The sequence below is a fragment of the Brevundimonas sp. FV1ye4L genome, assembly GCF_058681255.1.
Genome location: NZ_CM178734.1, coordinates 3,010,260 through 3,031,941 on the forward strand (window position 1 = coordinate 3,010,260; position 21,682 = coordinate 3,031,941).

19 protein-coding genes are annotated in these 21,682 nt (G+C 66.4%); 14 read left to right on the forward strand and 5 right to left on the reverse strand.

The window, feature by feature from the left end; translation table 11 throughout:
- Positions 1-46: 46 nt before the first annotated feature.
- The 6 genes from uxaC to ACW17X_RS14515 are packed head-to-tail and all read left to right on the forward strand — an operon-like array spanning position 47 to position 7,207.
- Positions 47-1,477: a glucuronate isomerase gene (gene uxaC, locus ACW17X_RS14490; RefSeq protein WP_492098433.1), complete on the forward strand. Its 1,431-nt coding sequence runs from the start codon at positions 47-49 to the stop codon at positions 1,475-1,477.
- Positions 1,474-2,463, forward strand: coding sequence for a TRAP transporter substrate-binding protein (locus ACW17X_RS14495; protein ID WP_492098435.1), 990 nt, complete (start codon positions 1,474-1,476; stop codon positions 2,461-2,463). Before uxaC ends, ACW17X_RS14495 begins: the two co-directional genes overlap by 4 nt.
- Positions 2,464-2,467: 4 nt before the next feature.
- Positions 2,468-2,965, forward strand: a complete 498-nt coding sequence (locus ACW17X_RS14500) for a TRAP transporter small permease (RefSeq protein ID WP_492098437.1) — start codon at positions 2,468-2,470, stop codon at positions 2,963-2,965.
- Complete coding sequence (locus ACW17X_RS14505) at positions 2,956-4,236, forward strand: TRAP transporter large permease (RefSeq protein WP_492098439.1); 1,281 nt, start codon at positions 2,956-2,958, stop codon at positions 4,234-4,236. Before ACW17X_RS14500 ends, ACW17X_RS14505 begins: the two co-directional genes overlap by 10 nt.
- Complete coding sequence (locus ACW17X_RS14510) at positions 4,233-5,705, forward strand: mannitol dehydrogenase family protein (protein ID WP_492098441.1); 1,473 nt, start codon at positions 4,233-4,235, stop codon at positions 5,703-5,705. The genes ACW17X_RS14505 and ACW17X_RS14510 overlap by 4 nt, the downstream gene beginning before the upstream one ends.
- 2 nt (positions 5,706-5,707) lie before the next feature.
- Complete coding sequence (locus ACW17X_RS14515; protein WP_492098443.1) at positions 5,708-7,207, forward strand: UxaA family hydrolase; 1,500 nt, start codon at positions 5,708-5,710, stop codon at positions 7,205-7,207.
- 2 nt (positions 7,208-7,209) lie between these two features.
- Here the strand turns inward: ACW17X_RS14515 and ACW17X_RS14520 are convergent, their stop codons facing one another.
- The 3 genes from ACW17X_RS14520 to kduD all read right to left on the reverse strand — a co-directional run bounded on the left by ACW17X_RS14520 (position 7,210) and on the right by kduD (position 10,889).
- Positions 7,210-8,862: a pectate lyase gene (locus ACW17X_RS14520; protein ID WP_492098445.1), complete on the reverse strand. Its 1,653-nt coding sequence runs from the start codon at positions 8,860-8,862 to the stop codon at positions 7,210-7,212.
- A gap of 203 nt (positions 8,863-9,065) precedes the next feature.
- On the reverse strand, positions 9,066-10,109 hold the full coding sequence (locus ACW17X_RS14525) for a PfkB family carbohydrate kinase (protein ID WP_492098447.1): 1,044 nt from the start codon (positions 10,107-10,109) through the stop codon (positions 9,066-9,068).
- Between the two features lie 21 nt (positions 10,110-10,130).
- A complete protein-coding gene (kduD, locus tag ACW17X_RS14530; RefSeq protein ID WP_492098449.1) occupies positions 10,131-10,889 on the reverse strand; it encodes a 2-dehydro-3-deoxy-D-gluconate 5-dehydrogenase KduD in 759 nt (252 codons plus the stop codon).
- 198 nt (positions 10,890-11,087) lie between these two features.
- Here kduD and ACW17X_RS14535 point away from each other — a divergent pair, with 198 nt between their 5' ends.
- The gene (locus tag ACW17X_RS14535) at positions 11,088-11,750 is read left to right on the forward strand and encodes an RpiB/LacA/LacB family sugar-phosphate isomerase (RefSeq protein ID WP_492098451.1); all 663 of its coding nucleotides are present in this window, start codon (positions 11,088-11,090) and stop codon (positions 11,748-11,750) included.
- Positions 11,751-11,814: 64 nt separating this feature from the next.
- Here the strand turns inward: ACW17X_RS14535 and ACW17X_RS14540 are convergent, their stop codons facing one another.
- Positions 11,815-12,867 (reverse strand): LacI family DNA-binding transcriptional regulator, encoded by a 1,053-nt coding sequence (locus ACW17X_RS14540; RefSeq protein ID WP_492098454.1) that lies wholly within the window; start codon positions 12,865-12,867, stop codon positions 11,815-11,817.
- 169 nt (positions 12,868-13,036) lie between these two features.
- On the opposite strand from ACW17X_RS14540, the gene ACW17X_RS14545 reads away from it, so the two are divergent.
- The 3 genes from ACW17X_RS14545 to ACW17X_RS14555 all read left to right on the forward strand — a co-directional run bounded on the left by ACW17X_RS14545 (position 13,037) and on the right by ACW17X_RS14555 (position 16,321).
- Positions 13,037-13,876: a 2-keto-4-pentenoate hydratase gene (locus ACW17X_RS14545; protein ID WP_492098456.1), complete on the forward strand. Its 840-nt coding sequence runs from the start codon at positions 13,037-13,039 to the stop codon at positions 13,874-13,876.
- Between the two features lie 87 nt (positions 13,877-13,963).
- Complete coding sequence (locus tag ACW17X_RS14550) at positions 13,964-15,271, forward strand: MFS transporter (protein ID WP_492098458.1); 1,308 nt, start codon at positions 13,964-13,966, stop codon at positions 15,269-15,271.
- A 51-nt stretch (positions 15,272-15,322) separates the two neighbouring features.
- On the forward strand, positions 15,323-16,321 hold the full coding sequence (locus tag ACW17X_RS14555) for an alpha/beta hydrolase (protein ID WP_492098460.1): 999 nt from the start codon (positions 15,323-15,325) through the stop codon (positions 16,319-16,321).
- Positions 16,322-16,325: 4 nt separating this feature from the next.
- Here the strand turns inward: ACW17X_RS14555 and ACW17X_RS14560 are convergent, their stop codons facing one another.
- A complete protein-coding gene (locus ACW17X_RS14560; protein ID WP_492098462.1) occupies positions 16,326-18,248 on the reverse strand; it encodes a response regulator in 1,923 nt (640 codons plus the stop codon).
- Between the two features lie 225 nt (positions 18,249-18,473).
- On the opposite strand from ACW17X_RS14560, the gene ACW17X_RS14565 reads away from it, so the two are divergent.
- Genes ACW17X_RS14565 through ACW17X_RS14580 form a run of 4 tightly spaced genes read left to right on the forward strand, consistent with a single transcriptional unit; the run spans position 18,474 to position 21,668 of the window.
- Positions 18,474-18,782, forward strand: a complete 309-nt coding sequence (locus tag ACW17X_RS14565) for an STAS domain-containing protein (RefSeq protein ID WP_492098464.1) — start codon at positions 18,474-18,476, stop codon at positions 18,780-18,782.
- A complete protein-coding gene (locus tag ACW17X_RS14570) occupies positions 18,779-19,147 on the forward strand; it encodes a response regulator (protein ID WP_008263549.1) in 369 nt (122 codons plus the stop codon). The genes ACW17X_RS14565 and ACW17X_RS14570 overlap by 4 nt, the downstream gene beginning before the upstream one ends.
- Positions 19,144-21,150, forward strand: a complete 2,007-nt coding sequence (locus tag ACW17X_RS14575) for a chemotaxis protein CheA (RefSeq protein WP_492098467.1) — start codon at positions 19,144-19,146, stop codon at positions 21,148-21,150. Before ACW17X_RS14570 ends, ACW17X_RS14575 begins: the two co-directional genes overlap by 4 nt.
- On the forward strand, positions 21,147-21,668 hold the full coding sequence (locus ACW17X_RS14580; RefSeq protein WP_271163886.1) for a chemotaxis protein CheW: 522 nt from the start codon (positions 21,147-21,149) through the stop codon (positions 21,666-21,668). The genes ACW17X_RS14575 and ACW17X_RS14580 overlap by 4 nt, the downstream gene beginning before the upstream one ends.
- The last annotated feature ends 14 nt before the right edge of the window (positions 21,669-21,682 follow it).

The following is a 21,682-nucleotide window of genomic DNA, read 5'->3' on the forward strand; positions in this document are numbered from 1 at the left end:
GGTGGCATATCTTCCCGTAGGCCGCTCGGTTTCGAAGGATTCCTTTATGCCGCATCCTCTTCGTCTCAACCCGGACCGCCTGTTCCCGGCCGACGCCGACACCCGCACGATCGCGCGGCGTCTGTATGCCGAGATCAGGGGCCTGCCGATCATCAGTCCGCACGGCCATACGGACCCGAGCTGGTTTGCCTTGAACGAGCCCTTCGCCAATCCGGCCGAACTGTTGATCACCCCCGACCACTACGTCTTTCGCATGCTGCACTCGCAGGGGATGGCGATGGAAGACCTGGGCGTGCCCTTGCAAGGTCCCGAGGGCGCAGACGGCGGCCCGGTCGAGTCCGATCCGCGTGCGATCTGGCGCCGGTTCGCCGAGAACTATCACCTGTTCCGCGGCACGCCGTCGCGGATGTGGCATGACTGGGTCTATGCCGAGGCTTTCGGCATCGACTTGCGCCTGTCGGCCGAGACGGCGGACCATTATTACGACGTCATCGACGCCGCGCTGAAGACCGACGCCTTCCGGCCTCGCGCCCTGTTCGATCGCTTTAATATTGAGGTCCTGACCACGACCGAGAGCCCGCTCGATACGCTGGAACACCATAAGGCCATTAAGGCCTCGGGCTGGAAGGGGCGGGTGCTGACCGCCTATCGCCCCGACCCTGTGCTGGATCCGGATTACGAAGGCTTCCGTGACAATCTGAAGGTCCTGGCCGAACAGACTGGGCGCGATACCCTGTCATGGGACGGCTATCTGCAGGCGCTGCGCGATCGCCGCGCGGTCTTCATCGCGATGGGCGCCACCTCGACCGACCACGGCCACCCGACCGCGTTTACGGCCGACCTGTCGAGGACCGAGGCCGAGGCCTTGTTCCGTCGCGTCTCCACCGCCCCGGCCAGCGCCGCCGACGCCGAACTGTTCCGGGGTCAGATGCTGACCGAGATGGCCGCCATGTCGATTGAGGACGGTCTGGTGATGCAGCTCCACCCCGGCAGTTTCCGCAATCACTCCGCCACCGTCTTCAACCGTTTCGGACGCGACAAGGGTTGCGACATCCCGACCCGGACCGATTACGTCCGGGCGCTGAAGCCGCTGCTGGACCGGTTCGGGTCGGACAGCCGCCTGTCGCTGATCCTCTTCACCCTGGACGAGACCGCCTACAGCCGCGAACTGGCGCCCCTGGCCGGCCACTATCCCGCGCTGAAGCTGGGGCCGAGCTGGTGGTTTCACGACAGCCCCGAGGGGATGCGGCGCTTCCGCGAACAGGTCACCGAGACAGCCGGATTCTACAACACCGTCGGCTTCAACGACGACACCCGCGCCTTCCTGTCGATCCCGGCCCGTCACGACGTGGCCCGCCGCATGGATTGCGGCTTCCTGGCCCGGCTCGTCGTCGAGCACCGAATAGAGGAAGACGAGGCGCACGAGGTCGCCCACGCCCTGACCTATGCTCTTGTGAAACAGGCGTACAAGCTATGACACCGATCCCGACACGACGCGCCGCCCTGGCCGCGCCCCTGCTGCTGGGGGCTGCAGCCTGCAGCCAGGCGATCGGGGAACGTCCCCTGCGCGGCGCGGACACTCACGCCGCCGGCTATCCCACCGTCCAGGCCGTCGATTATTTCGGCGAACTTCTGTCCAGACGCACCGACGGACGCTTGCGCCTGCGCAACTACCCCGGCGGTCAGCTGGGCGGGGAGGGCGACACCCTTGAGATCACCATGTTCGGAGGCCTGGATCTGAACCGGGTCAATCTGGCGCCGCTCAACGTGATCGAGCCCACGACCTTCGTTCCGGCTCTGCCCTTCCTGTTCCGGTCCACCGACCACATGCGCCGATCCTTGGACGGCGCGCCGGGCCGCGCCATCCTTCAGACCCTTCGGCCCCACGGTCTGATCGGTCTGTGCTTCTACGATTCCGGCCAGCGGTCTTTCTACAACCGGCTCCGCCCTGTTCGGACGCCTAAGGATCTCGCCGGGATGAAGATTCGGGTGCAGCCCTCGGACCTCTACGTCGCCATGGTGCGGGCCCTGGGCGCCAATCCCACGCCCATTCCCTTCGGCGAGGTCTATCAGGCCCTGGTGCAAGGGGTGGTGGACGGCGCCGAGAACAATATGCCGTCCTACGACGACACGCGGCACCACGAGGTGGCGCGCTATTTCACCGCCACCGGCCACGTCATGGCGCCCGAGGTCTTGGTCATGTCCCAGCGCACATGGGATCGGCTGACGCCGGCCGACCGGGATCTGGTCAGGACCTGCGCCGATGAGAGCGTGCCCTATATGCGCGGCCTATGGGACGCCCGAGAGGCGACGTCCCGCGCCAAGGTGATCGCCGCCGGCTGTCAGTTGATCGAGGACGTGGACGTCGAACCGTTCCGCGCCCTGATGGCCCCCGTGTGGGAGCGCTTCGTCGTCACAGACCTGCAAAAGCGGCTGGTCCGCGACATCCAGGCCATGGAGTAGGCTGATGCTGTCCATACTCTCCGTCCTTTCCCGCTGGATCAGCCGCCTGACGCTGGCGTTCGCCGCCGCCGGCCTGGTGGTCATGACGGCCGTCATCGGCTGGCAGGTCTTCGCCCGCTATGTGTTGAAGGACTCGCCGGCCTGGGCCGAGGCCGCATCCCTGGCCCTGATGGTCTGGTTCATTCTGCTCGCCGCCGCCGTGGGGGTGCGTGAGCAGTTCCATATCGGCATGACAGCAGTGACCGACGCCTTGCCGCCAGGCCTCGCCAAGCTCACGCGCGCCCTGTCCCTGTTGATCGTGGGCGGCTTCGGCGCCGCCATGGGGGTGTGGGGCGGCGAACTGGTGATGCGCACCTGGCACATCGAGATCGCGACCCTGGGGATTTCTCGCGGATTCAGCTACCTGCCGCTGCCGATCGCGGGCTGGCTCATTGTCTTTTTCTCAATCGAACATCTGATCGCCGAGACCCGCGGCGGAAAGGTTGAACCGCTATGGAGCTGACGCTTCTCCTCGGAACCTTGCTGGTGCTGCTCCTGTTGGGCGTGCCGGTGGCCTTCGCCCTGGGCGTCGCCTCCCTAGCGACCTTCATCTATATGGACATCGCGCCCCTGGTGGCCTTCCAGCGCATAGCGGCCGGGGTGAACGTCTTCGCCCTGATGGCCATTCCCTTCTTCATCTTCGCCGGCGACCTGATGCAGCAGGCAGGCATCGCGGACCGGCTGGTGCGGGTGGCGAACGCGGCGGTCGGACGTATTCGGGGCGGACTGGGACCGGTCAATGTGGGCGCCTCGATGATGTTCGGCGGCGTGTCCGGTTCGGCGATCGCCAGCGCCTCGGCCCTGGGCTCAACCCTGATCCCCATGATGAAGCAGCGCGGCTACGACGCCGACTACTCGGTCAACGTCACCACCACGGCGGCGGTCACCGGCCTGCTGATCCCGCCGTCGCACAATATGATCATCTATGCGGCGGCCGCAGGGGTCTCCATCTCGGTGGCGGACCTGTTCATGGCGGGGCTTGCGCCCGGTCTCGTCACCGGCCTGATCCTGATGGTTGTCGCCTGGCTGGTGGCGGTGAAGCGCGGTTATCCTCGCGGCGAGTTTCCCGGCTGGAGCGCCTTCGTCCGCGCGTTCATCGGCGCCATTCCCGGCCTGCTCACCGCCGTGATCATCTTCGGCGGCATCCTGGGCGGGGTCTTCACTCCGACGGAAAGCTCGGCCGTGGCGGTGATCTACACCCTTGTGGTCGGCTTCATGGTCTATCGCACCCTGACCTTCCGAGGCTTCATCACCGCCGCCGTGAATGCGGTGAAGACCACGGCCATGGTCATGTTGATCATCGGCTCGGCGGCGGCCTTCGGCTGGCTGCTGGCCCTGAACGAAGCCCCCGAGCAGCTGGCGGGCCTGATGCGGATGGTCTCGGACAATCCCATCATCATCCTGCTGATGATCAACATCATCCTGCTCCTGCTCGGCACCTTCATGGACATGGCGCCGCTGATCGTGATCACTTCGCCCATCTTCCTGCCTGTGGCGATGGAGACAGGCATGGATCCGGTGCAGTTCGGCGTCGTGCTGATGCTGAACCTGGGCATCGGCCTGGTCACTCCGCCCGTCGGTTCAGTGCTCTTCGTCGGCTGCGCCGTCGGCAAGATCCGGGTCGAGGATACGGTCAAGACCATGTGGCCCTTCTATCTGGCCCTGGTCTTCTCCCTGATGCTGATCACCTATGTGCCCGCCTTCTCTATGGCTCTGCCGAACCTGCTGCGATGATCGAAAGACTGTCTGAGGCCCGCCTCGGCGCCCTGCCGTCGATCGTCGCGCGCCCGGCCTATGACCGAGCGGCGGTCGGGATCGGGGTGGTCCATCTGGGCATCGGCGCCTTTCACCGGGCGCATCAGGCGGTGGTGTTCGATGATGCGCTGGCGAGTGGCGATCTGCGCTGGGGTGTTCTGGGCGTCTCGCTGCGGTCGCCGGGCGTACGCGACCAGCTGAACCCGCAGGACGGCCTCTACACTCTGGTCGTCCGTGACGGGGCGGAGGAGCATCTGCGGGTGATCGGGGCCGGTCGCGGCGTTCTGGTCGGACCGGAAGATCCCGCAGCCCTGGTCGCGGCCATTGCCCGCCCGGACGTCCATATCGTCACCCTGACCGTGACCGAGAAGGGCTATCGACTCGATCCGGCGACGGGCGATTTGCGGTTCGACGACGCGGATGTGGCCGCTGACCTTGCGGATATCGACGTCCCCCGAACGGCGCCCGGCTTCATCGTCGCGGCGCTGCGGGCGCGAAAGGCGGCGGGCCTGAAGCCCTTCACCGTCATCAGTTGCGACAATCTTCCCCACAATGGAAAACGCATCCGCGCCGGGGTCATCGCCATGGCTCGCCGCATCGACCCATCCCTGGCCCATTGGATTGAGGTCGAGGGCGCCTTCCCCCAGACCATGATTGACCGGATCGTCCCTGCGACCACGGCCGACGACATCGCCGGCCTGGCCGTCCGCCTCGACGTCATCGACCAGGGAATGGTCAAGGCCGAGCCGTTCACCCAGTGGGTGATCGAGGACTGGTTCGCGGGTGAACGGCCGGACTTCCCTTCGCTCGGCGTGCAACTGACCGACGCGGTCGAGCCGTGGGAAAACGCCAAGCTGCGCCTGCTCAACGGCGCCCATTCGGCGATCGCCTATCTGGGCGCCCTGTCGGGCTATGAGCATGTCCACGAGGCCGTCGCCGTCCCGGCCTTCCGCGCCTATGTCGAGGCTCTGTGGGACGAGGCGCAGACCACGCTGAACCCGCCGCAGGGCCTGGATATCCCGACCTATCGCGATGCGCTTATGGCGCGTTTCTCCAACTCGGCCCTGATGCACCGTACGCGCCAGATCGCCATGGACGGGTCGCAGAAACTGCCTCAGCGGCTGCTGGCCGGCGCCGCCGAACGTCTGGCGGCCGGGCAGGGGATCAAGGCGCTGGCTCTGGGCGTCGCCGCCTGGATGAAGTGGCAGTCCGGTGTGACCGAAGGCGGCGAGGTCTTCATCGTCGATGATCCGCTGGCGGCCAAGACTGCGCAACGGTTGGAGGGCGTGGATGACGACGCGAGCCGTGTCCTGGCCCTGCTGGGTTTGTCTGAAGTCTTTCCGACCCGCTTGGCGGACGACAACCGGTTCGCGGTGGCGGTCACAGACGCCTATCTGTCGCTCAGCCGCAACGGCGCGGTCGAGGCCGCGCGTTTGGCGGTGGAGTAGTCATGTCCCGCGTCCTGATCCTTAACCCCCTCGACGACGTCGCCATCGCCCTGGACGACATCGCCGTCGGCGAAACGCCGAACGGCCTCGCTGCCCCCGCGCGGGCCGATATCGCCACGGGGCACAAGATCGCCCGGCATGCGGTGGAGGCGGGCGGTCTGGTCCGCCGCTACGGCCAGGTCATCGGCCGCGCCAAGGCCGATATTGCGGCCGGGGATCACGTCCACGTCCACAACCTGGCCATGGCTGACGATGGGCGAGAGGTGGAGGTCGGGGCCGATCTGCGTCCGCCGGCGCCGCTGTCCGGCGCGACCTTCAACGGCATCGTTCGCCCGGATGGTCGGGTCGCTACCCGCAACTACGTGGGCGTCCTGACCAGCGTGAACTGTTCGGCGACGGTCGCGCGCCGTATCGCCGACGCCTTCCCGGATTCAAGTCTGCCGCGAGGCGTGGACGGGGTCGTCGCCTTTACGCACCAGGGCGGCTGTGGCGGTTCTTCGCTCAGCAGCGACGTGACCCTGTTGCAGCGAACCCTGGCGGGGTACGCCCGTCATCCGAATTTCCATTCCATCCTGATCGTCGGCCTGGGCTGCGAGGCCAACCAGATCCCCGCCTGGCTCGCCAACGAGGGTCTGGACGCCGGCCCGCACCTACGCGCCCTGACCATCCAGGAGGCCGGCGGTACGGCCCGCGCGATTGAGGCCGGGATCGCGGTCGTTCGCGAGCTGGTCGCCGAGGCGGCGAAGGTCGAGCGCCAGCCCGTGTCCGCGTCGCACCTGACGGTCGGCCTGCAGTGCGGCGGCTCGGACGGCTGGTCCGGCGTCACGGCCAATCCGGCCCTGGGCGCTGCGGTAGATCTGCTGGTCGCGCACGGCGGCTCGGCCATGCTGTCGGAAACGCCCGAGATCTGGGGCGCTGAACACCTGCTGCTGCGTCGCGCGGCGTCTCAGGTCGTGGCGGACAAGCTGAACGCGCGTCTGGCCTGGTGGCGCGATTATGCCGAGCGGCACCAGATGGAGCTGAACAATAACCCCTCGCCCGGCAATCTGAAGGGCGGCCTGACCACCATCCTGGAGAAGTCATTGGGGGCGGTGGCCAAGTCGGGTTCGACACCGCTGAGCGATGTGATCGGCTATGCCGAGCCGCTGACGGCCAAGGGGCTCAGCTTCATGGACAGCCCCGGCTATGACCCCTGCTCGGCCACGGGTCAGATCGCCTCGGGCGCCAATCTGATCGTCTTCACGACAGGCCGGGGCTCGGTCTTCGGCGCCAAGCCCGCGCCTTCGATCAAGGTCGCCTCCAACGCCAAACTGGCCAGCTGGATGGACGAGGATATGGACGTCGACGCCTCGCCCGTCCTGACCGGGACCAGCCTGGCCGAGGTCGGCGCGGCCATCTTCCAGAAGATGCTGGACGTGGCTTCGGGCGAACCGTCCAAGTCTGAAGCCTTAGGCATCGGCGACAATGAGTTCGTGCCCTGGCAGGTGGGGGCCTATCTCTAGGCTTACGCGCCCAGGGCCTCGATCAGGTCGCCCATGTTTCGGATGAAGACGGCGGTCGAGACCCCCTCGACCGGGAAGTCGGTCTGATAGGGCGAGGTGTCCCACAGGTCGCCGACGCGGGTCATCTGATACTCGCCGCCGGTCACCGCTGTGGGCGACGGCCCCTTGTAGGGGTTGGAGGTCGTGGTCAGCGGCGTGGACCAGTAGCCGCGCGCGTTCAGGCCTGCCATCACCTCGGCGGCGCGGTTGGCGTGCGGACGGCTCAGGCGCCGTGCGTCGCTGGACATGTCCCAGACATCGACGTCCTGAAGCGTGAAATATCTCGGCAGGTTCAGCGAACCGGGGCGGGCCTTCAGCGGCGAGCCTTGGGTCGCCTCCTCGACGGACAGGGCCGACAGGCGGGCGTATTCCGCGCGCAGGGCCGGGGTGTCCACGTTGCGGAACGAGCCGTAGTGGACAATCAGATTGGTCGGATTGTCGTCGGCGTAATACTGGCCGTTGGCGATGTTCGACCCGCGCCGGTGGATATAGATCGGGGTGTTGGCGCCCTCCAGGATGAAGGTCGGATGCGTGCGGCCCGGCGTGTTCAGCGGCGGTTTGGCCGCGACCTGATCCAGCCAGTCCATAGCCTCGGGCAGGCGGGCCAGATATTTGCGGTCGCCGGTCAGGCGGTAGAAGCCCAGCATCGACTTGATGTTCGTCCCCGTCGCATGGGTGACGAAGGCCTGGGGCTCGATGGTGCGGGCGCCGGCGGGTTTCAGCGTGTCGGGGAAGTGCTGCAGGCCCCAGGCGGGTTGCGGCTGGGGCTGCTGGGTCTTCACGAAGATGTCCATGCCGCGGTGGATGGCGTCCAGCACCCGGGCGTCGCCCCGACCGTTCCGCGCCAGGCCGTGATAGGCGTAGATCAGGAACTCCAGGTTCTCGCCCGCCACATCGTCGTTGAAGGTGATGTAGGGTGTGTAGTCGGCGTGCCCGTGAAGGCCGCCGTTCTCGACGAAGGGATAGCGCTGGGGCCAGCCGCCGTTGGCGTACTGGCTGTCCAGCACGAAGCGGATCGCCTTGTTCAGCGGCGCCAGATACTTGCGGTCCTTCTTCTCCAGATAGACCCGCAGCAGCAGTTGCGACGCCTCGGCCGTGCCGGCGTCGTCGAAGGTGGCGTTGCCGTAGTAGTGGTGGAATTCCTCAAGCCGCCAGGCGTTGGCCGCGACCGTGGCGTACCACTGTTTCAGCGACTCCTCGCCGGCGGTGTCGATGACATAGTTCCAGCCGCCGGCCGGGTGCTGGCCCCGGATCAGGGCGTCGGCGGCGGACTTGGCGGCCTCGTAATAGAAGGCGTCGCCGGTGGCGTGATAGGCGTCGAGGTAGAGGTGGCCCATGGTGGCCGTGCCGGGCGGCTGGACCCAGATCATGGTCGGGCCGGCCTCCAGTTCGCCCCAGCGGCGCGAGAAGTCGGGCAGATACTGCCAGACGTAACCGCCTTGCACAGCGGCCTCCTCGACCATGAAGCGGGCGGCGCGTTTCATGGCGTCCAGGACGGCGGCGCGGTCGGGCGAGGCCTGGGCGCCGGCCGGCAGGGCAGGGGCCGAGGCGGCGACGAAGGTGGCGGCGGCGCCGGCGGCCAGCAGGGCGCGACGGTTCATGGACGGTGCGGACATGGGAACTCCTGGGTGACCTCTCGAACGGCTCTTGGCGACCGTTTCGAGCGATGACTGAAGCATGATTGACACCGGTTTCCTAGTCCCAACGGGAATGGCCCGGTCACGGGTCCGTCAACGACCTTGCCCTGCCTTGAGGGCATGGAGAAGCCGCGTCTTAACTGGACAATAGCTGTAGAAACCCTGGAGACATTCTCCAGCTTCTACCGTCGGATATCGAAACCATTATCCTGCATGGCGGCTTTGACGTCGTCTGCCGAGAACAGGTTGAAGTCGCCCGGGACCGAATGTTTCAGGCCGGCGGCGGCCAGGCCGAAGTCGAGCGCCTGCTGGTCGGGCCACCCGCTCCACAGGCCGAACAGGACGCCGGAGGCGAAGGCGTCGCCGCCGCCGACGCGGTCGATGACGCCGGCCAACTGAATGGCCTCGGCCCGGGTCTCGATCACGCCGTCTCCGTCGCGGGTCAGCATGACGGCGGACAGGGCCTGGTCGGCGACGCTGTCTTGGACGCGCAGGGTGCAGGCGATGCGTTGCAGGCGGGGGAAGGCGGCGAAGGCGGCGGCGGCGGCTTGACGGCGGCGCACGGCCGGATCGGGATTGTCGAACTTGGTCTTCAGCACCAGGGCGAAGTCGCGGTCGTCGGCGAAGGCGATCGTGGCGCCGGCCAGCATCCGGCCGAGGGTGGTCGGCGGATCGCCGTCCCACTGTTCCCACAGCTTGCCGCGGAAATTGCCGTCATAGCTGACCTTCACGCCCTTGCGCACGGCGGCCTCGATCAGGGCGACGGCGGCGGCCGAGCCGTTCGGCCCCGTCGCCGGGGTCACGCCCGAGGCGTGCAGCCATTCGACCCCGTCCAGCAGCTGATCCCAGTCGAAGGCGTCATGGACGTGTTCGACGAAGGCCGAGCCGGCGCGGTCGTACAGCACCTCGGACGGGCGGCGGACGGCGCCGGGCGTCAGGAAGTACAGCCCCATGCGCCCCGGCTTGAACACGACCGGACTGGTGTCGACCCCGTGTTTGCGCACCTCGTCGCGCGCCGCGCGACCCAGGGCGTTGTCGGCCAGCACGGTCGCCAGGGCGGTCGGGGCGCCGAACTGCGCCAGCGACACGGCGACGTTGGCCTCGGCCCCCGCCGGACGGACCGTCAGGGCGGGGGACTGGAGCAGGAGCTCGTTCTGGTTCGGCGAGAACCGCAGCAGCATCTCGCCAAAGCAGAGGATGCGGCGGGGAGATGCGCTTTGGGTCATGCGTACAGGCTTAGCCGTGTCTCAGCGCGCCTGCCAGCCGCCGTCGACCGGCAGGATGGCGCCCTGGACATAGTCCGAGGCCCGGCTGGCCAGGAAGACGGCGGCGCCGCCCAGGTCCGACGGCTCGCCCCAGCGACCGGCCGGAATCCGGCCCAGGATCTCGGCCGAACGGACCGGATCTTCGCGCAGGGCCTGGGTGTTGGCCGTGGCGAAATAGCCCGGCGCGATGGCGTTGGCGGTGATGCCGTGCGGGGCCCATTCATTGGCCATCAGCTTGGTCAGGCCGGCGACGCCCGACTTGGAGGCGGTGTAGGAGGGCACGCGGATGCCGCCTTGGAAGGACAGCATGGAGGCGATGTTGATGATCTTGCCGCCGTCGCCCTGCTTGATGAACAGACGGGCGACCGCCTGGCTCATGAAGAAGACCGTCTTCAGATTGATGTTCATCACCAGGTCCCAGTCGGCCTCGGTGAAGTCCACCGCATCGGCGCGACGGATCAGGCCGGCGTTGTTCACCAGGATGTCGATCCGGCCCATGGCGGCCAGGGCTTCCTCAACCACCCGTCGGACCGGCTCGATCGAGGTCAGGTCGGCGCTGACGGCATGGGCGCGACGGCCCATGGCCTGAACCAGGGCGACGGTCTCGTCGGAATCGGACAAGGCGACGGAGACGATGTCGGCCCCGGCCTCGGCCAGAGCCAGGGCGATGCCCTGCCCCAGGCCCACATTGCCGCCGGTCACCAGGGCGACCTTGCCGGTCAGGTCGAATGGGTTGCTCATGACAGGCACGTTTCCTCTCAGATCTATTTCAGGCGCCGGAACGGACCCGGCTTGTCTGTGTTGGTAACCGGTGTCATATAACGATGCAAACGCTTAGACCATAACCGAAACACAGGCTCGTCGCTCCGCCGCACTCGGAAGGCCAGTCATTGCTGATATTGTCGGCAGCGTCCGCAACCGCCCCAAAAGGATTCCCCCATGAAGATCGCGCTCATCATTGAAAACAGCCAGGCCGCAAAGAGCGAGACGGTGCACGCCGCTCTGACCGCCGTCGCTGAACCCATGGGCCACCAGGTGTTCCACTATGGAATGTATGCGGCTGAGGACAAGGCGTCCCTGACCTATGTCATGAACGGTCTGCTGACCGGCATTCTGCTGAACTCGGGCGCCGCCGATTTCGTCGTCACCGGCTGCGGAACCGGCATGGGCTCCATGCTGGCCTGCAACAGCATGCCGGGCGTGTTCTGCGGCCTGGTCATCGATCCGACCGACGCCTTCCTGTTCGGCCAGATCAACGACGGCAACGCCATCTCCATGCCCTATGCCAAGGGCTTCGGCTGGGCGGCGGAGCTGAATCTGCAGGACGTGTATCGCAAGCTGTTCGAGGGCGAACGCGGTCTGGGCTATCCGCGGGAACGCGCCGAGATCATGCGCAAGAACCGCGGCGTGCTGAAGGATCTGAAGGCCGTGACCTGCAAGGACATGCTGACGGTTCTGAAGAGCATGGACCAGGACCTGCTCAAGGCGGCTGTCGCCGGCGAACGCTTCTCCGAATACTTCTTCGCCAATGCCACGGACGAGGGCATTCGCGAGTATCTGAAGAGCGTCGTCAGCACCTCGCCGGCGCTCGAAACGGTCTGATCGACCGAGGGCGTTCGGTGCGTGTGAAATCGCGCGCCGAACGCCCTCTTGTCGGCAGTCTTGATCAGTCGCCCGACGGGATCGCCGACTTGCGCGTCACGAGCGCCGGACGAACCTCGTGCTGTTGAAGTTTGGCCGGATCGACGCCGCGCAAGGGTGCCAGAAGCTTTTCGGCCGCCATCCGTCCCATGTCGCGAATCGGAAGCCGGACCGACGTCAGGTTCGGCCAGACGCGCGCCGCCATCGGCAGGTCGTCGAAACCCACCACCGAAAGGTCACGCGGCAGTTCCAGCCCTCGCTCGCGAGCCGCCTGCATGACGCCGATGGCCATGTCGTCGTTCAGCGCGAAGATGGCGCTGGGCGGCGCCGCCAGGGCGAGAAGGGCGTGGCCGGCCTCCACCCCCGATTCGAACGTATAGGCGCCCTTGAAGTCGAGGCTCGGGTCCAGCGGAATGCCGCGTTCTGCGAGGGCGTCGACGAATCCCTTGCCGCGAACCGCCGAGGACCGGAACAGGTCCGGGCCGCGCACAAGGCCGATGCGGCTGTGGCCCAGGTCCGCCAAGTGGTTGGCCGCTTCCGCCGCGCCGACGCCGTCGTTCGTGACCACCATGACCTCGGGTTCGTCCAGGGCCACCGAGGCGATGCGGACATAGGGGCAGTCCAGTTCGCGCAGCAGGTCGATGACCCGTTCGTCCTCGGACACCGAGGGGGGCATGATGACGCCGTACAGGCGCTGGCGCTCGACGAAGCCGCGGATGTCTTCCAGCAGGGTCGGCGAATTGCGGTTGCAGGGATGGACGACCAGCTCCAGGCCCGAACCCTTGAGCGCGTCCAGAACCCCCTGTTGCATGTTGACCACATAGGTCGGGCTGGGGTTGTCGTAGATCAGGCCGATCAGGAACGAACGCCCGAAAGCCAGGCCGCGCGCCTGGGGATCGGGGGTGAAACCCAGTTCCTTGATGACGGCGTTGACGCGTTCGCGGGTGTCCGTCTTCACGAACGGCGACTGGTTGATGACCCGCGAGACCGTCTTCTTGGAGACCCTTGCCTCACGCGCGACGTCATTGATGGTGGCCCGCTTTCCCGGCTTGCCGGCGCGCGGATCGTCTTGAGCCAATGTCCGGCTCCTTCTTCTTGTCGAGCCCAAGCCATAGCCGCGACTCGCGTCCGACGCCATGGGCCTGTTCTAAACTGGATTGACACCGGTTTCCTTCATGGTTCTTATCGAAGCTTGTTCACGAGGCGACGGCTTTGACTTCCATCCCCCAATCCGCGAGCCGCGCAGCATGAGCGCGACGCCCGTCACGATGTCCGGCCCTGCCGACGACCAGACCGCCGAAGCGACGGCGATCGCGCAGCAGTTCGTCTCGGCGCGCCTGGCCCGGCGCTGCACGCCCGACTATCCAGGCCGCATTCCGCAGACCATGGCCGAATCCTACGTCATTCAGGACATCGCCATCGGGCTGGCGTCCGATACGGTCGTGGGTTGGAAGGTCGGGGGTGTGCCGCCGGCGCAGCGCCCGAAGCTGGGCGTGCATCGGCTGGCAGGGGCTATTTTTTCGGCCAACGTCTGGCCCGCGACGACCGACAGGGCCACGCCTCTTCCCGAGATCGAGGGCGGATTCGCCGCCGTCGAAGCCGAGTTCATCGCCCGAATCAGGACGGGCGTGGATCCCGCCAAGACCGAATGGACCATCGACGAGGCCCAGGCCGTGATCGACAAGGTCTTCGTCGGCGTCGAGCTGGCGGGCAGTCCCCTGTCGGCGATCAACGATCTGGGCTCGGCTGTGGTGGCGTCGGACTTCGGCAACAACGGCGGGCTGGTGGTAGGGCCGGAGCTCGAAGACTGGCGCGACACCCTGGACCTTGTTCAGGTCGAGACCTTCATAAACGGAGCCAGCGTCGGCGTGGGCGGTTCGCCGTCGCTCGAGGGCGGAGCGATGGAGTCGGTGCGGTTTCTGCTGGAACACTGTGCGCGCTGGGGCCGTCCGCTGAAGGCCGGGATGCTGGTCTCGACCGGCGCGGTCACCGGGGTTCATCGGGTGCATGCCGGCGATCAGGCCGTGTGCGTCTTCAAGGATATCGCTGAACTCCAATGTTCGGTCGTGAGGGCCGAAGCGAAGTAAACATCATCTGGCGTTGAACCCGTTCGCCCCTGAAGGCCGAACAAGAAGACGGGGCGTGCCGAGGAACATCAGAAACGGGTATGAGGCATGACTGACGCGTCGAGCGCAGGTCCGATCAAGATACAGGCGCCCTCGCCGGGCAAGTACCGGTGGGTGATCGTGTGGCTGCTGTTCGCCGCCATGGTGATCAACTATGTCGACCGGCAGGCCATCGGCGTTCTGAAGCCGACGTTGATGACCGAGTTTGGCTGGACCGAGACGGACTATGCCGACATCATCTTCTGGTTCCAGGCGTCCTACGCCGTCTCCTATCTGCTGTGGGGCCGGATCGTCGACAAGATTGGCGCACGCTGGGGCTTTGGTCTGGCCTTCATCATCTGGCAGGTCGCCTTCATCTGCCACGCGGGCATTCGCGGCATGGGCGGCGCCATCGCGGCGCGCGTCGCCCTGGGTGTGGGTGAAGGCGGCGGTTTCCCCGCCGGCATCAAGGCCGTCACCGAATGGTTCCCCAAGAAGGAACGCGCATTCGCGGTCGGCATATTCAACGCCGGCACCAATATCGGCGCCATACTGACGCCCATCCTCATTCCGCTGATCGCCACCGTCTGGTTCGGCACCCGTGAGAATCCGGCCTGGGAAATGGCCATCGTCGTCCTGGGTCTTGCCGGTCTGGCCTGGGTTCCGATCTGGTTTTGGCTCTACAAGCGGCCGCGCGAACACTCGAAGATCACGCCGGCTGAACTGGCCTGGATCGAGCAAGATGCGCCCGATCCGGCCGAGAAGGTGGGCTGGCTGAAGCTGCTGACGGTCAAGGAGACCTGGGCCTATGCGCTGGGGAAATTCCTGATCGACCCGATCTGGTGGTTCTTCCTGTTCTGGCTGCCGGGCTTCCTCGGCTCGCAATACGACCTGGACCTGCTGACCTTCGGCCCGCCGCTGATCGCCATCTATCTGCTGTCTGATTTCGGTTCGGTGGGCGGCGGCTGGCTGTCGGGGCAGTTTCTGAAGCGGGGCATGAGCCTGGGCGCGGCGCGCAAGCTGACCATGCTGATCTGCGCCCTGGCAGTGGTTCCGGTCGCCTTCGCGGGCATGGCTTCCAGCGTCTGGCTGGCGGTGCTGATCATCGGCGTGGCCACAGCTGCGCACCAAGGCTTTTCGGCCAATCTTTACGCCATGCCGGGCGACGTCTTCCCACGGTCGGCGGTCGGTTCGGTCGTAGGGATCGGCGGGATGATTGGCGGGATCGGCGGCATGGCCATGGCCAAGTACGCGGGCTATGTGCTGGATAAGATCGGCAGCTATACGCCTATCTTTGTTGTGGCGGCGTCGGCCTATTTGATCGCGCTGCTGGTTATCCATCTGCTGTCGCCGAAATACGCGCCGGCCAAGGTCTGATCCCGCAAGCGGCCGGGATGTCCCGGCCGCTGCCTTCCCTGGGGCGGTGACATGAAGATAGAACGCAGAAGCCTGCTGGGCTTGGCCGCGGTGGCGGCGGCGGGCGTCGCTCGTCCAGCACTGGCTTGCCAAGCCGGCGGCGCGCCGCCGGCGCCAGCTCTGGCGCCGCCCGACCCTGCCGAAGTCATTCGACTGTGGCCGAACGGCGCGCCGGGCGGGGAGGGGGTGTCCGTTACGCCGATCGTGCCGGAGCGATCGACCGATCCGGCCTTCCATGACCGATACGCCCAATACACGACGGACCCGATCCTGACCGTCTTCCGCCCCGCGCGGCCCAATGGGTCAGCCCTGCTTCTGATCCCCGGCGGCGGCTATCGCTGGGCGGTGCTGGACAAGGAAGGCTATGACGTCGCCCGCGTCTTCGCCGCATCGGGCACGACCTGTTTCGTCCTGCGCTATCGGCTGCCGGCTGACGGCTGGACAGCCGGGGCCGATGCGCCCCTGCAGGACGCCCAGCGCGCGCTTCGCCTGATCCGAAGCCGGTCGGCCGACTATGGTCTGGAACCCCGCAGGATCGGCGTGCTCGGCGCCTCCGCCGGGGGGCATCTGGCGGGCTTGCTCAGTGCTCGGACGGACGCGACCTATGATCCGATCGACGACGCCGATACGGTTTCGCTGCGGCCCGACCTGACGGTTCTGATGTATCCCGTGGCCACCATGGCGGACCCGTTCGTGCACGCGGGGTCGCGCCAATACCTTTTGGGCGATGCGCCGACGGCCGAGCGGATCGCCGCCTATTCGCTGGAACAGATGGCGTGGGCCGGCGCAGCTCCTGTCTTTCTGCTTCACGCCATGGACGACGGGGCGGTGCCGGTGGAGAACAGCCTCCAGCTGCTGTCCGCCGTCAAGTCCGCCAAGGTCCCGGCTGAGGCGCATCTGTTCCAGGAAGGCGGGCACGGATTCGGCGTCCGCCTGATCAAGGGCCGACCGGCAGAGGCGTGGCCTGACCTCGTTCGCGCTTGGGCGGGACGGCTCGACTTCGCTCTGTAACGTGTCAGGCCGCCGGGGCGGGTCTGGCGAAATCTGCCTCGGCATCGACAGACGAAGAGGACAGGAGCGCCTGTATCTCGCTGAGCAGCAGGGCCAGCGTAAACGGCTTACCCACATGTCGGTCGGCGCCGGCCTTGCGAGCGGCGGCGACATGTTCGGGCTGCGTATTGGCGGTCAGCATGATGATGGGGACAGGGAATCGGCCCGTCTCGCGTTCCGCCTGACGAATGTGGGCGACCGCAGTGATGCCGTCCATCCGCGGCATCTGGATATCCATCAGGATCACGTCGAAACGCTCGCGCTGCGCAGCCTCCAGGGCCTCGACGCCGTCTTCGGCCGTGGTGATCTCAGCGACGGTCTCCAGCATCATTTCAAGGATGCGCCGATTGGTCGGATGGTCATCCGCAACCAGAATTCGCCACCGCGCGGACGGAACGAGCGCGGATTCGGGCGTCGCATCAGGCGGAGGAAGGTCCAGCCAGAAGATCGAGCCTCCGGCTTCTCGCGGAGCGGCGTCGATCACGCCTCCCAGCGCGCGGGCGGCTTCCTGCGCCAGAGATAGACCTAGACCCATGCCGCCGAACCGGCGTGTAAGGGCGTCGTCCTGCTGCCGGAAGGCGGCGAACATGGCGTCCTTCATCGCGGGATCGAAGCCAACACCGGTGTCGATACAGACAAAGCGAAGGCCGCCGTCGAGGCGTGGTCCGACGGCCAGGCGGACTTCCCCCTCCTGTGTGAATTTGACGGCGTTGTTCAGCAGCGGCGTCAATACCCTTCCCAAGGCGGCGGGATCCCCCGTGAAGGTGGAGGCAAGATCCGGCGCTATCGTCACGACGATCTTCAACCCCTTGGCGGCGGCGGGGCCGCGAAGCGGTTGGACCAGACGCTCGATCAGATCCACGAAGGGGCAGGTTTCCACCTGTGGCGGCGAGTCGTCGCCATCCAGGTGAGCGACGGCGAGAAGCTCCTGAAAGCGCTCTTGCAGAGCCGCGGCGGAGGATCGGATCATCGTCGTCACCTCCTCAAGCTCTGGCCCGCGGGATCGGGCGGCGAGCAGATCGGCGCCGGCTATGACGCCGTTCAGCGGTGTTCGGATCTCGTGACTGATGTTGCTGACGAAGGCGCTGCGCGCCTGATTGGCCTGTTCGGCCTCCTCGAGCGCAATCCGAAGGGCGTCGGCGTCGCGATGCTTTTGAGTGATGTCTTCGGTCAGGCCGATGAGATGACGAACCCCCTCGTCGTCATAGGTGGCGACCTTGGTGGCGGATAGATATCGCACCCCGCCAGGCGCCGGCGCTTCGTGCACCGCTGACTGGGACCCCATGCCAGGCGTCGCGTCGGCCGCCCATTCCGCAAAGGCGGGCGGCAGCACTTCGGCGACCAGGAGACCGGTCAGGCCTTCAAACTTCCCGAACAGCGTCTCCGCAGCGCGATTGGCCAGAATATAGCGACCCGATCGCGCGTCCTTGACCGTCAGGGCCAGGGGCAACACGTCGATGACGGTGTTCAGGAAGGCGGCGGATTCCGTTTCGGTCGTGACGTCCTCCGCCTTGACCAGAAGGCGGATGATGCGGCCGGTTTCGTCCCGCACGGCGCTGACCGTGGTGTTCAGATACACCGCCTCCGACTCGTCCGTTGCGAAACGCGTCCGGAAGGCGAACGCCCTGCCGTCCTGCGCCTCTTGTACGCCCCGCTCGATGGAGAAACGGCAGTCCGCCGGCCAGGCGTCTTGCCAGGCCATGGTGTGGGGGGCGGGGATGTTCGGCTGAAAACGGCGGGCGGCTGGATTGACGTGGACGATCCGCCCCTGTGGATCCAACAGCCAGATGTAGGCCGGCGAGGCGTCGGCGATCTGCGCGTGAAACCGGTCGCCCTCGTACGCCAGGTCGTCCTGAACAGCCTCTTGTCGAGCGCCTGAATTCCGCACGCCTGAGTCGAGCAATTGAGAACCCCGTTTAGCCATTCTGGCGACGGAGGAGTTTTAGCGTGGCCGAGTGAAGTCTAGGTTAAGCACACCCTTGCGTTGCTAACTGTCAAGCTAATGGTAAAGCTAGGTATAATTGCGTATCGACCCCTTGAGACCGATTTAACCGCGCTCGTCAAACATGTTCCCATTACGCGTAGCAGTAGGCCGCGCTTGTAGGGACGAGGCATGACGAAACGTTTGTCCATCGATGCTGCGCTGGTGGTGAAGAACGCCGTCGTCATCCGACAGTCCATCCTCGACGCCTTTGAAGAAGACGACACGATCAGCCTCGACCTGGTCGACGATCAGGTTGTCGATCTATGCGGTCTGCAACTGATCGAGTCCGCCCGGCGCCAGGCGCGCGCCGTCGGCAAGACCCTGGTGCTCGAACGCCCGGCCGCTGGTTTCCGGTCGGCGCTGGACGCCGCCGGCTTCCTGACGGACGCCCCCTCCGACGATCTTCAGTTCTGGTTTCACGAAGGATCCGCGCAATGACGGCTTCGATTCTCACGGTCGATGACTCGCCCAGCATTCGCGTCGCGCTGAAGATCGCGCTGACGAACGCCGGCTATTCGGTGGCCGAGGCGGTCAATGGCGCCGAGGGTATTGAAAAGGCAAAGGCCAGCGCCTTCGACCTGATCATCACCGACCTCAACATGCCGGTCATGGACGGCCTGACCATGATCGAGGAAATGCGCCGCATGCCCGATCAGATGGGCGTGCCGATCGTCTTCCTGACCACTGAATCCGACGAAGGTTTCAAGGCCCGTGCCAAGGCTGCCGGAGCCACGGGTTGGCTGACCAAACCCTTCGATCCCGATCAACTAGTGCGTGTCGCCAAGAAGGTGCTGGGCCGATGAGCGACGAAGCCATTGCGGTCTTCCAGGTGGAGGCTCGGGAAAATCTGGAGTTGATCGAGCAGGGGCTTCTGGACCTGCTGGACCGACCGGAGGATCGCGATCTGGTCGACGCCGTCTTCCGCGGGCTTCACACGCTGAAGGGGTCCGGAGCGATGTTCGGCTTCGACGCCCTGGCCGGCTTCACCCACCATTGCGAGACCGCCTTTGATCGGGTCCGCAAGGGCGAGGTGGCGGCCACCACCGATCTGGTGTCGGCCGTCCTGGCGGCGCGGGACCATATGCGTCAGCTGATGGAGGACCCGTCGGGCGATTACGGCGCGGCGGGCGACCTGCTGCTGGCCGATCTGGAACGGGCCGTGCAAGAGGCGGACGGCGCGGGTCCGCCCGCCGTCGTGACGCCGGGACTGACGACGTGGCGCATCAAGTTCGACCTGCCGGCCAATGCCTTCAAGAACGGAGCCAATCCTTTGGCCCTGCTGGCCGAGCTTCGCGAAATGGGCGAGGCGCGGGTTGTCGCCGACGCTTCGCGCGTGCCGCCGCTGAGCCAGATCGAGCCTACCGACCATTATCTGGCCTGGGATGTGACCCTGACCACGGATCAGGACCGGGCGACGATCGAGGATGTCTTCATCTTCGTCATCGACGACATGAACCTGTCGATCGAAGCATTGGACGAAGCGTCGCCGATCGAGGCGGCGTCCGTGGTTGAACCTTGCGAGGCTGCGCCTGCACAGGTCGCTGCTCCCGTTGCAGCGCCCGCGCCGGTTCAGGCCGCTGCGGCGGTCGCCAATGATCCGGTCGAAGCCGGCGCCGCCAAGACGGCCAAGGCGGTGGAGAGCGTGCGCGTGCCGGCCGACCGCCTGGACGAGCTGATGGACCGGGTCGGCGAGCTGGTCATCGCCCAGTCGCGCCTGACCCAGATTTCCAACTCGGGGACCGACACCGCCCTGCGCGCCGTGTCGGAAGAGATCGAGCGGCTGTCGGGCGAACTGCGCGACACCATGATGGTGCTGCGCATGGTGCCGGTGGCGACCCTGTTCGGTCGGTTCCGTCGCCTGGTTCATGACCTGGCGCGCGAGACCGGCAAGGCCATCGATCTGTCGACCGACGGCGAGACGACCGAGATCGACAAGACCGTCATCGAACGTCTGGCCGACCCCCTGGTCCACCTGATCCGCAACGCCGCCGACCATGGGCTGGAGACGGCCGAGGATCGGGCCGCCGCCGGCAAGCCCGCCACGGGCCGCATCCGTCTGTCGGCCCATCAGTCGGGCGGCGAGGTGGTCATCACCATCCGCGACGACGGCCGGGGCATCGACCGCGAGCGCGTGCGCGCCAAGGCGGAATCGCAAGGCCTGATCGAGCCCGGCGCGGTCCTGAGCGATCACGACCTGCTGCAGATGATCTTCCACCCCGGCTTCTCCACGGCGGCGGCGGTGACCAATCTGTCCGGCCGCGGCGTCGGCATGGATGTGGTCAAGCGCACCATCGAGGCGCTGCGCGGCTCGATCGACATCGCCAGCCGTCCGGGCGAGGGGTCGGAGGTGTCGCTGCGCATCCCGCTGACCCTGGCCATCATCGACGGCCTGCTGGTCCGCGTCGGCCAGGGCCGTTACGTCATCCCGCTGGGCGCCGTCGAGGAATGCCTGGAACTGTCGTTGGACGAGGATCTGCGCTCGCGCGGCCGCAGCTTCATCTCGCTGCGCAACAGCCTGGTGCCCTATCTGCGTCTGCGCGAAATGTTCGAGACCGGCACCCCGCCCGAGCTGCACCAGAAGGTCGTGGTCGTTTCGACCGGGACCGAGCGGATCGGCCTGGTCGTCGATCAGATCATCGGCGACCACCAGACGGTGATCAAGTCGATGTCCAAGCTCCATTCCGGCCTGCCCACCTTCTCGGGCGCCACCATCCTGGGCGACGGCGGCGTGGCCCTGATCCTGGACGTCGGACACCTGGTCGCCAAGGGCCAGCAGCAGGAGGCGCAGATGCGCGAGGCCATATGAGCACCCAGACTGAACTCGCCACCGCCCCCGGCTGGACCGGCGCCGAACAGGTCGAGGTTCTGACCTTCGAACTGAACGGCGAACTGTTCGCCCTGCATGCCGTCGGCGTGCAGGAGATCATGGATCTGACGCCCGAGACCGTGGTGCCCGGCGCCGGCGCCTTCGCGGGCGCCGTGATCAACTTCCGCGGCAAGGTCATCCCTCTGGCGGATCTGCGCGTCGCCTTTGGTCTTGAGCGGAACGCCCCGACGATCGACAGCCGCATCGTGGTCATCGAGATCGAACTGTCCGGCGAGCCGACCCTGGTCGGTCTGCGTACCGACAAGGTCCACGAGGTCACCACCCTGGCCCGGGCCGACTCAGAGGCCCCGCCCAGCGTCGGCATGCGCTGGCGGCCCGAGTTCATCCAATGCCTGGTGAAACGAGACGGCGAGTTCATCGTCGTGCCCGACCTCCAGACCATCTTCAATCAACAGCAGGACGCCCGCCAGCCGGTCACGTCCGCCACACGTCATTGACCGGCTTTTCGAGG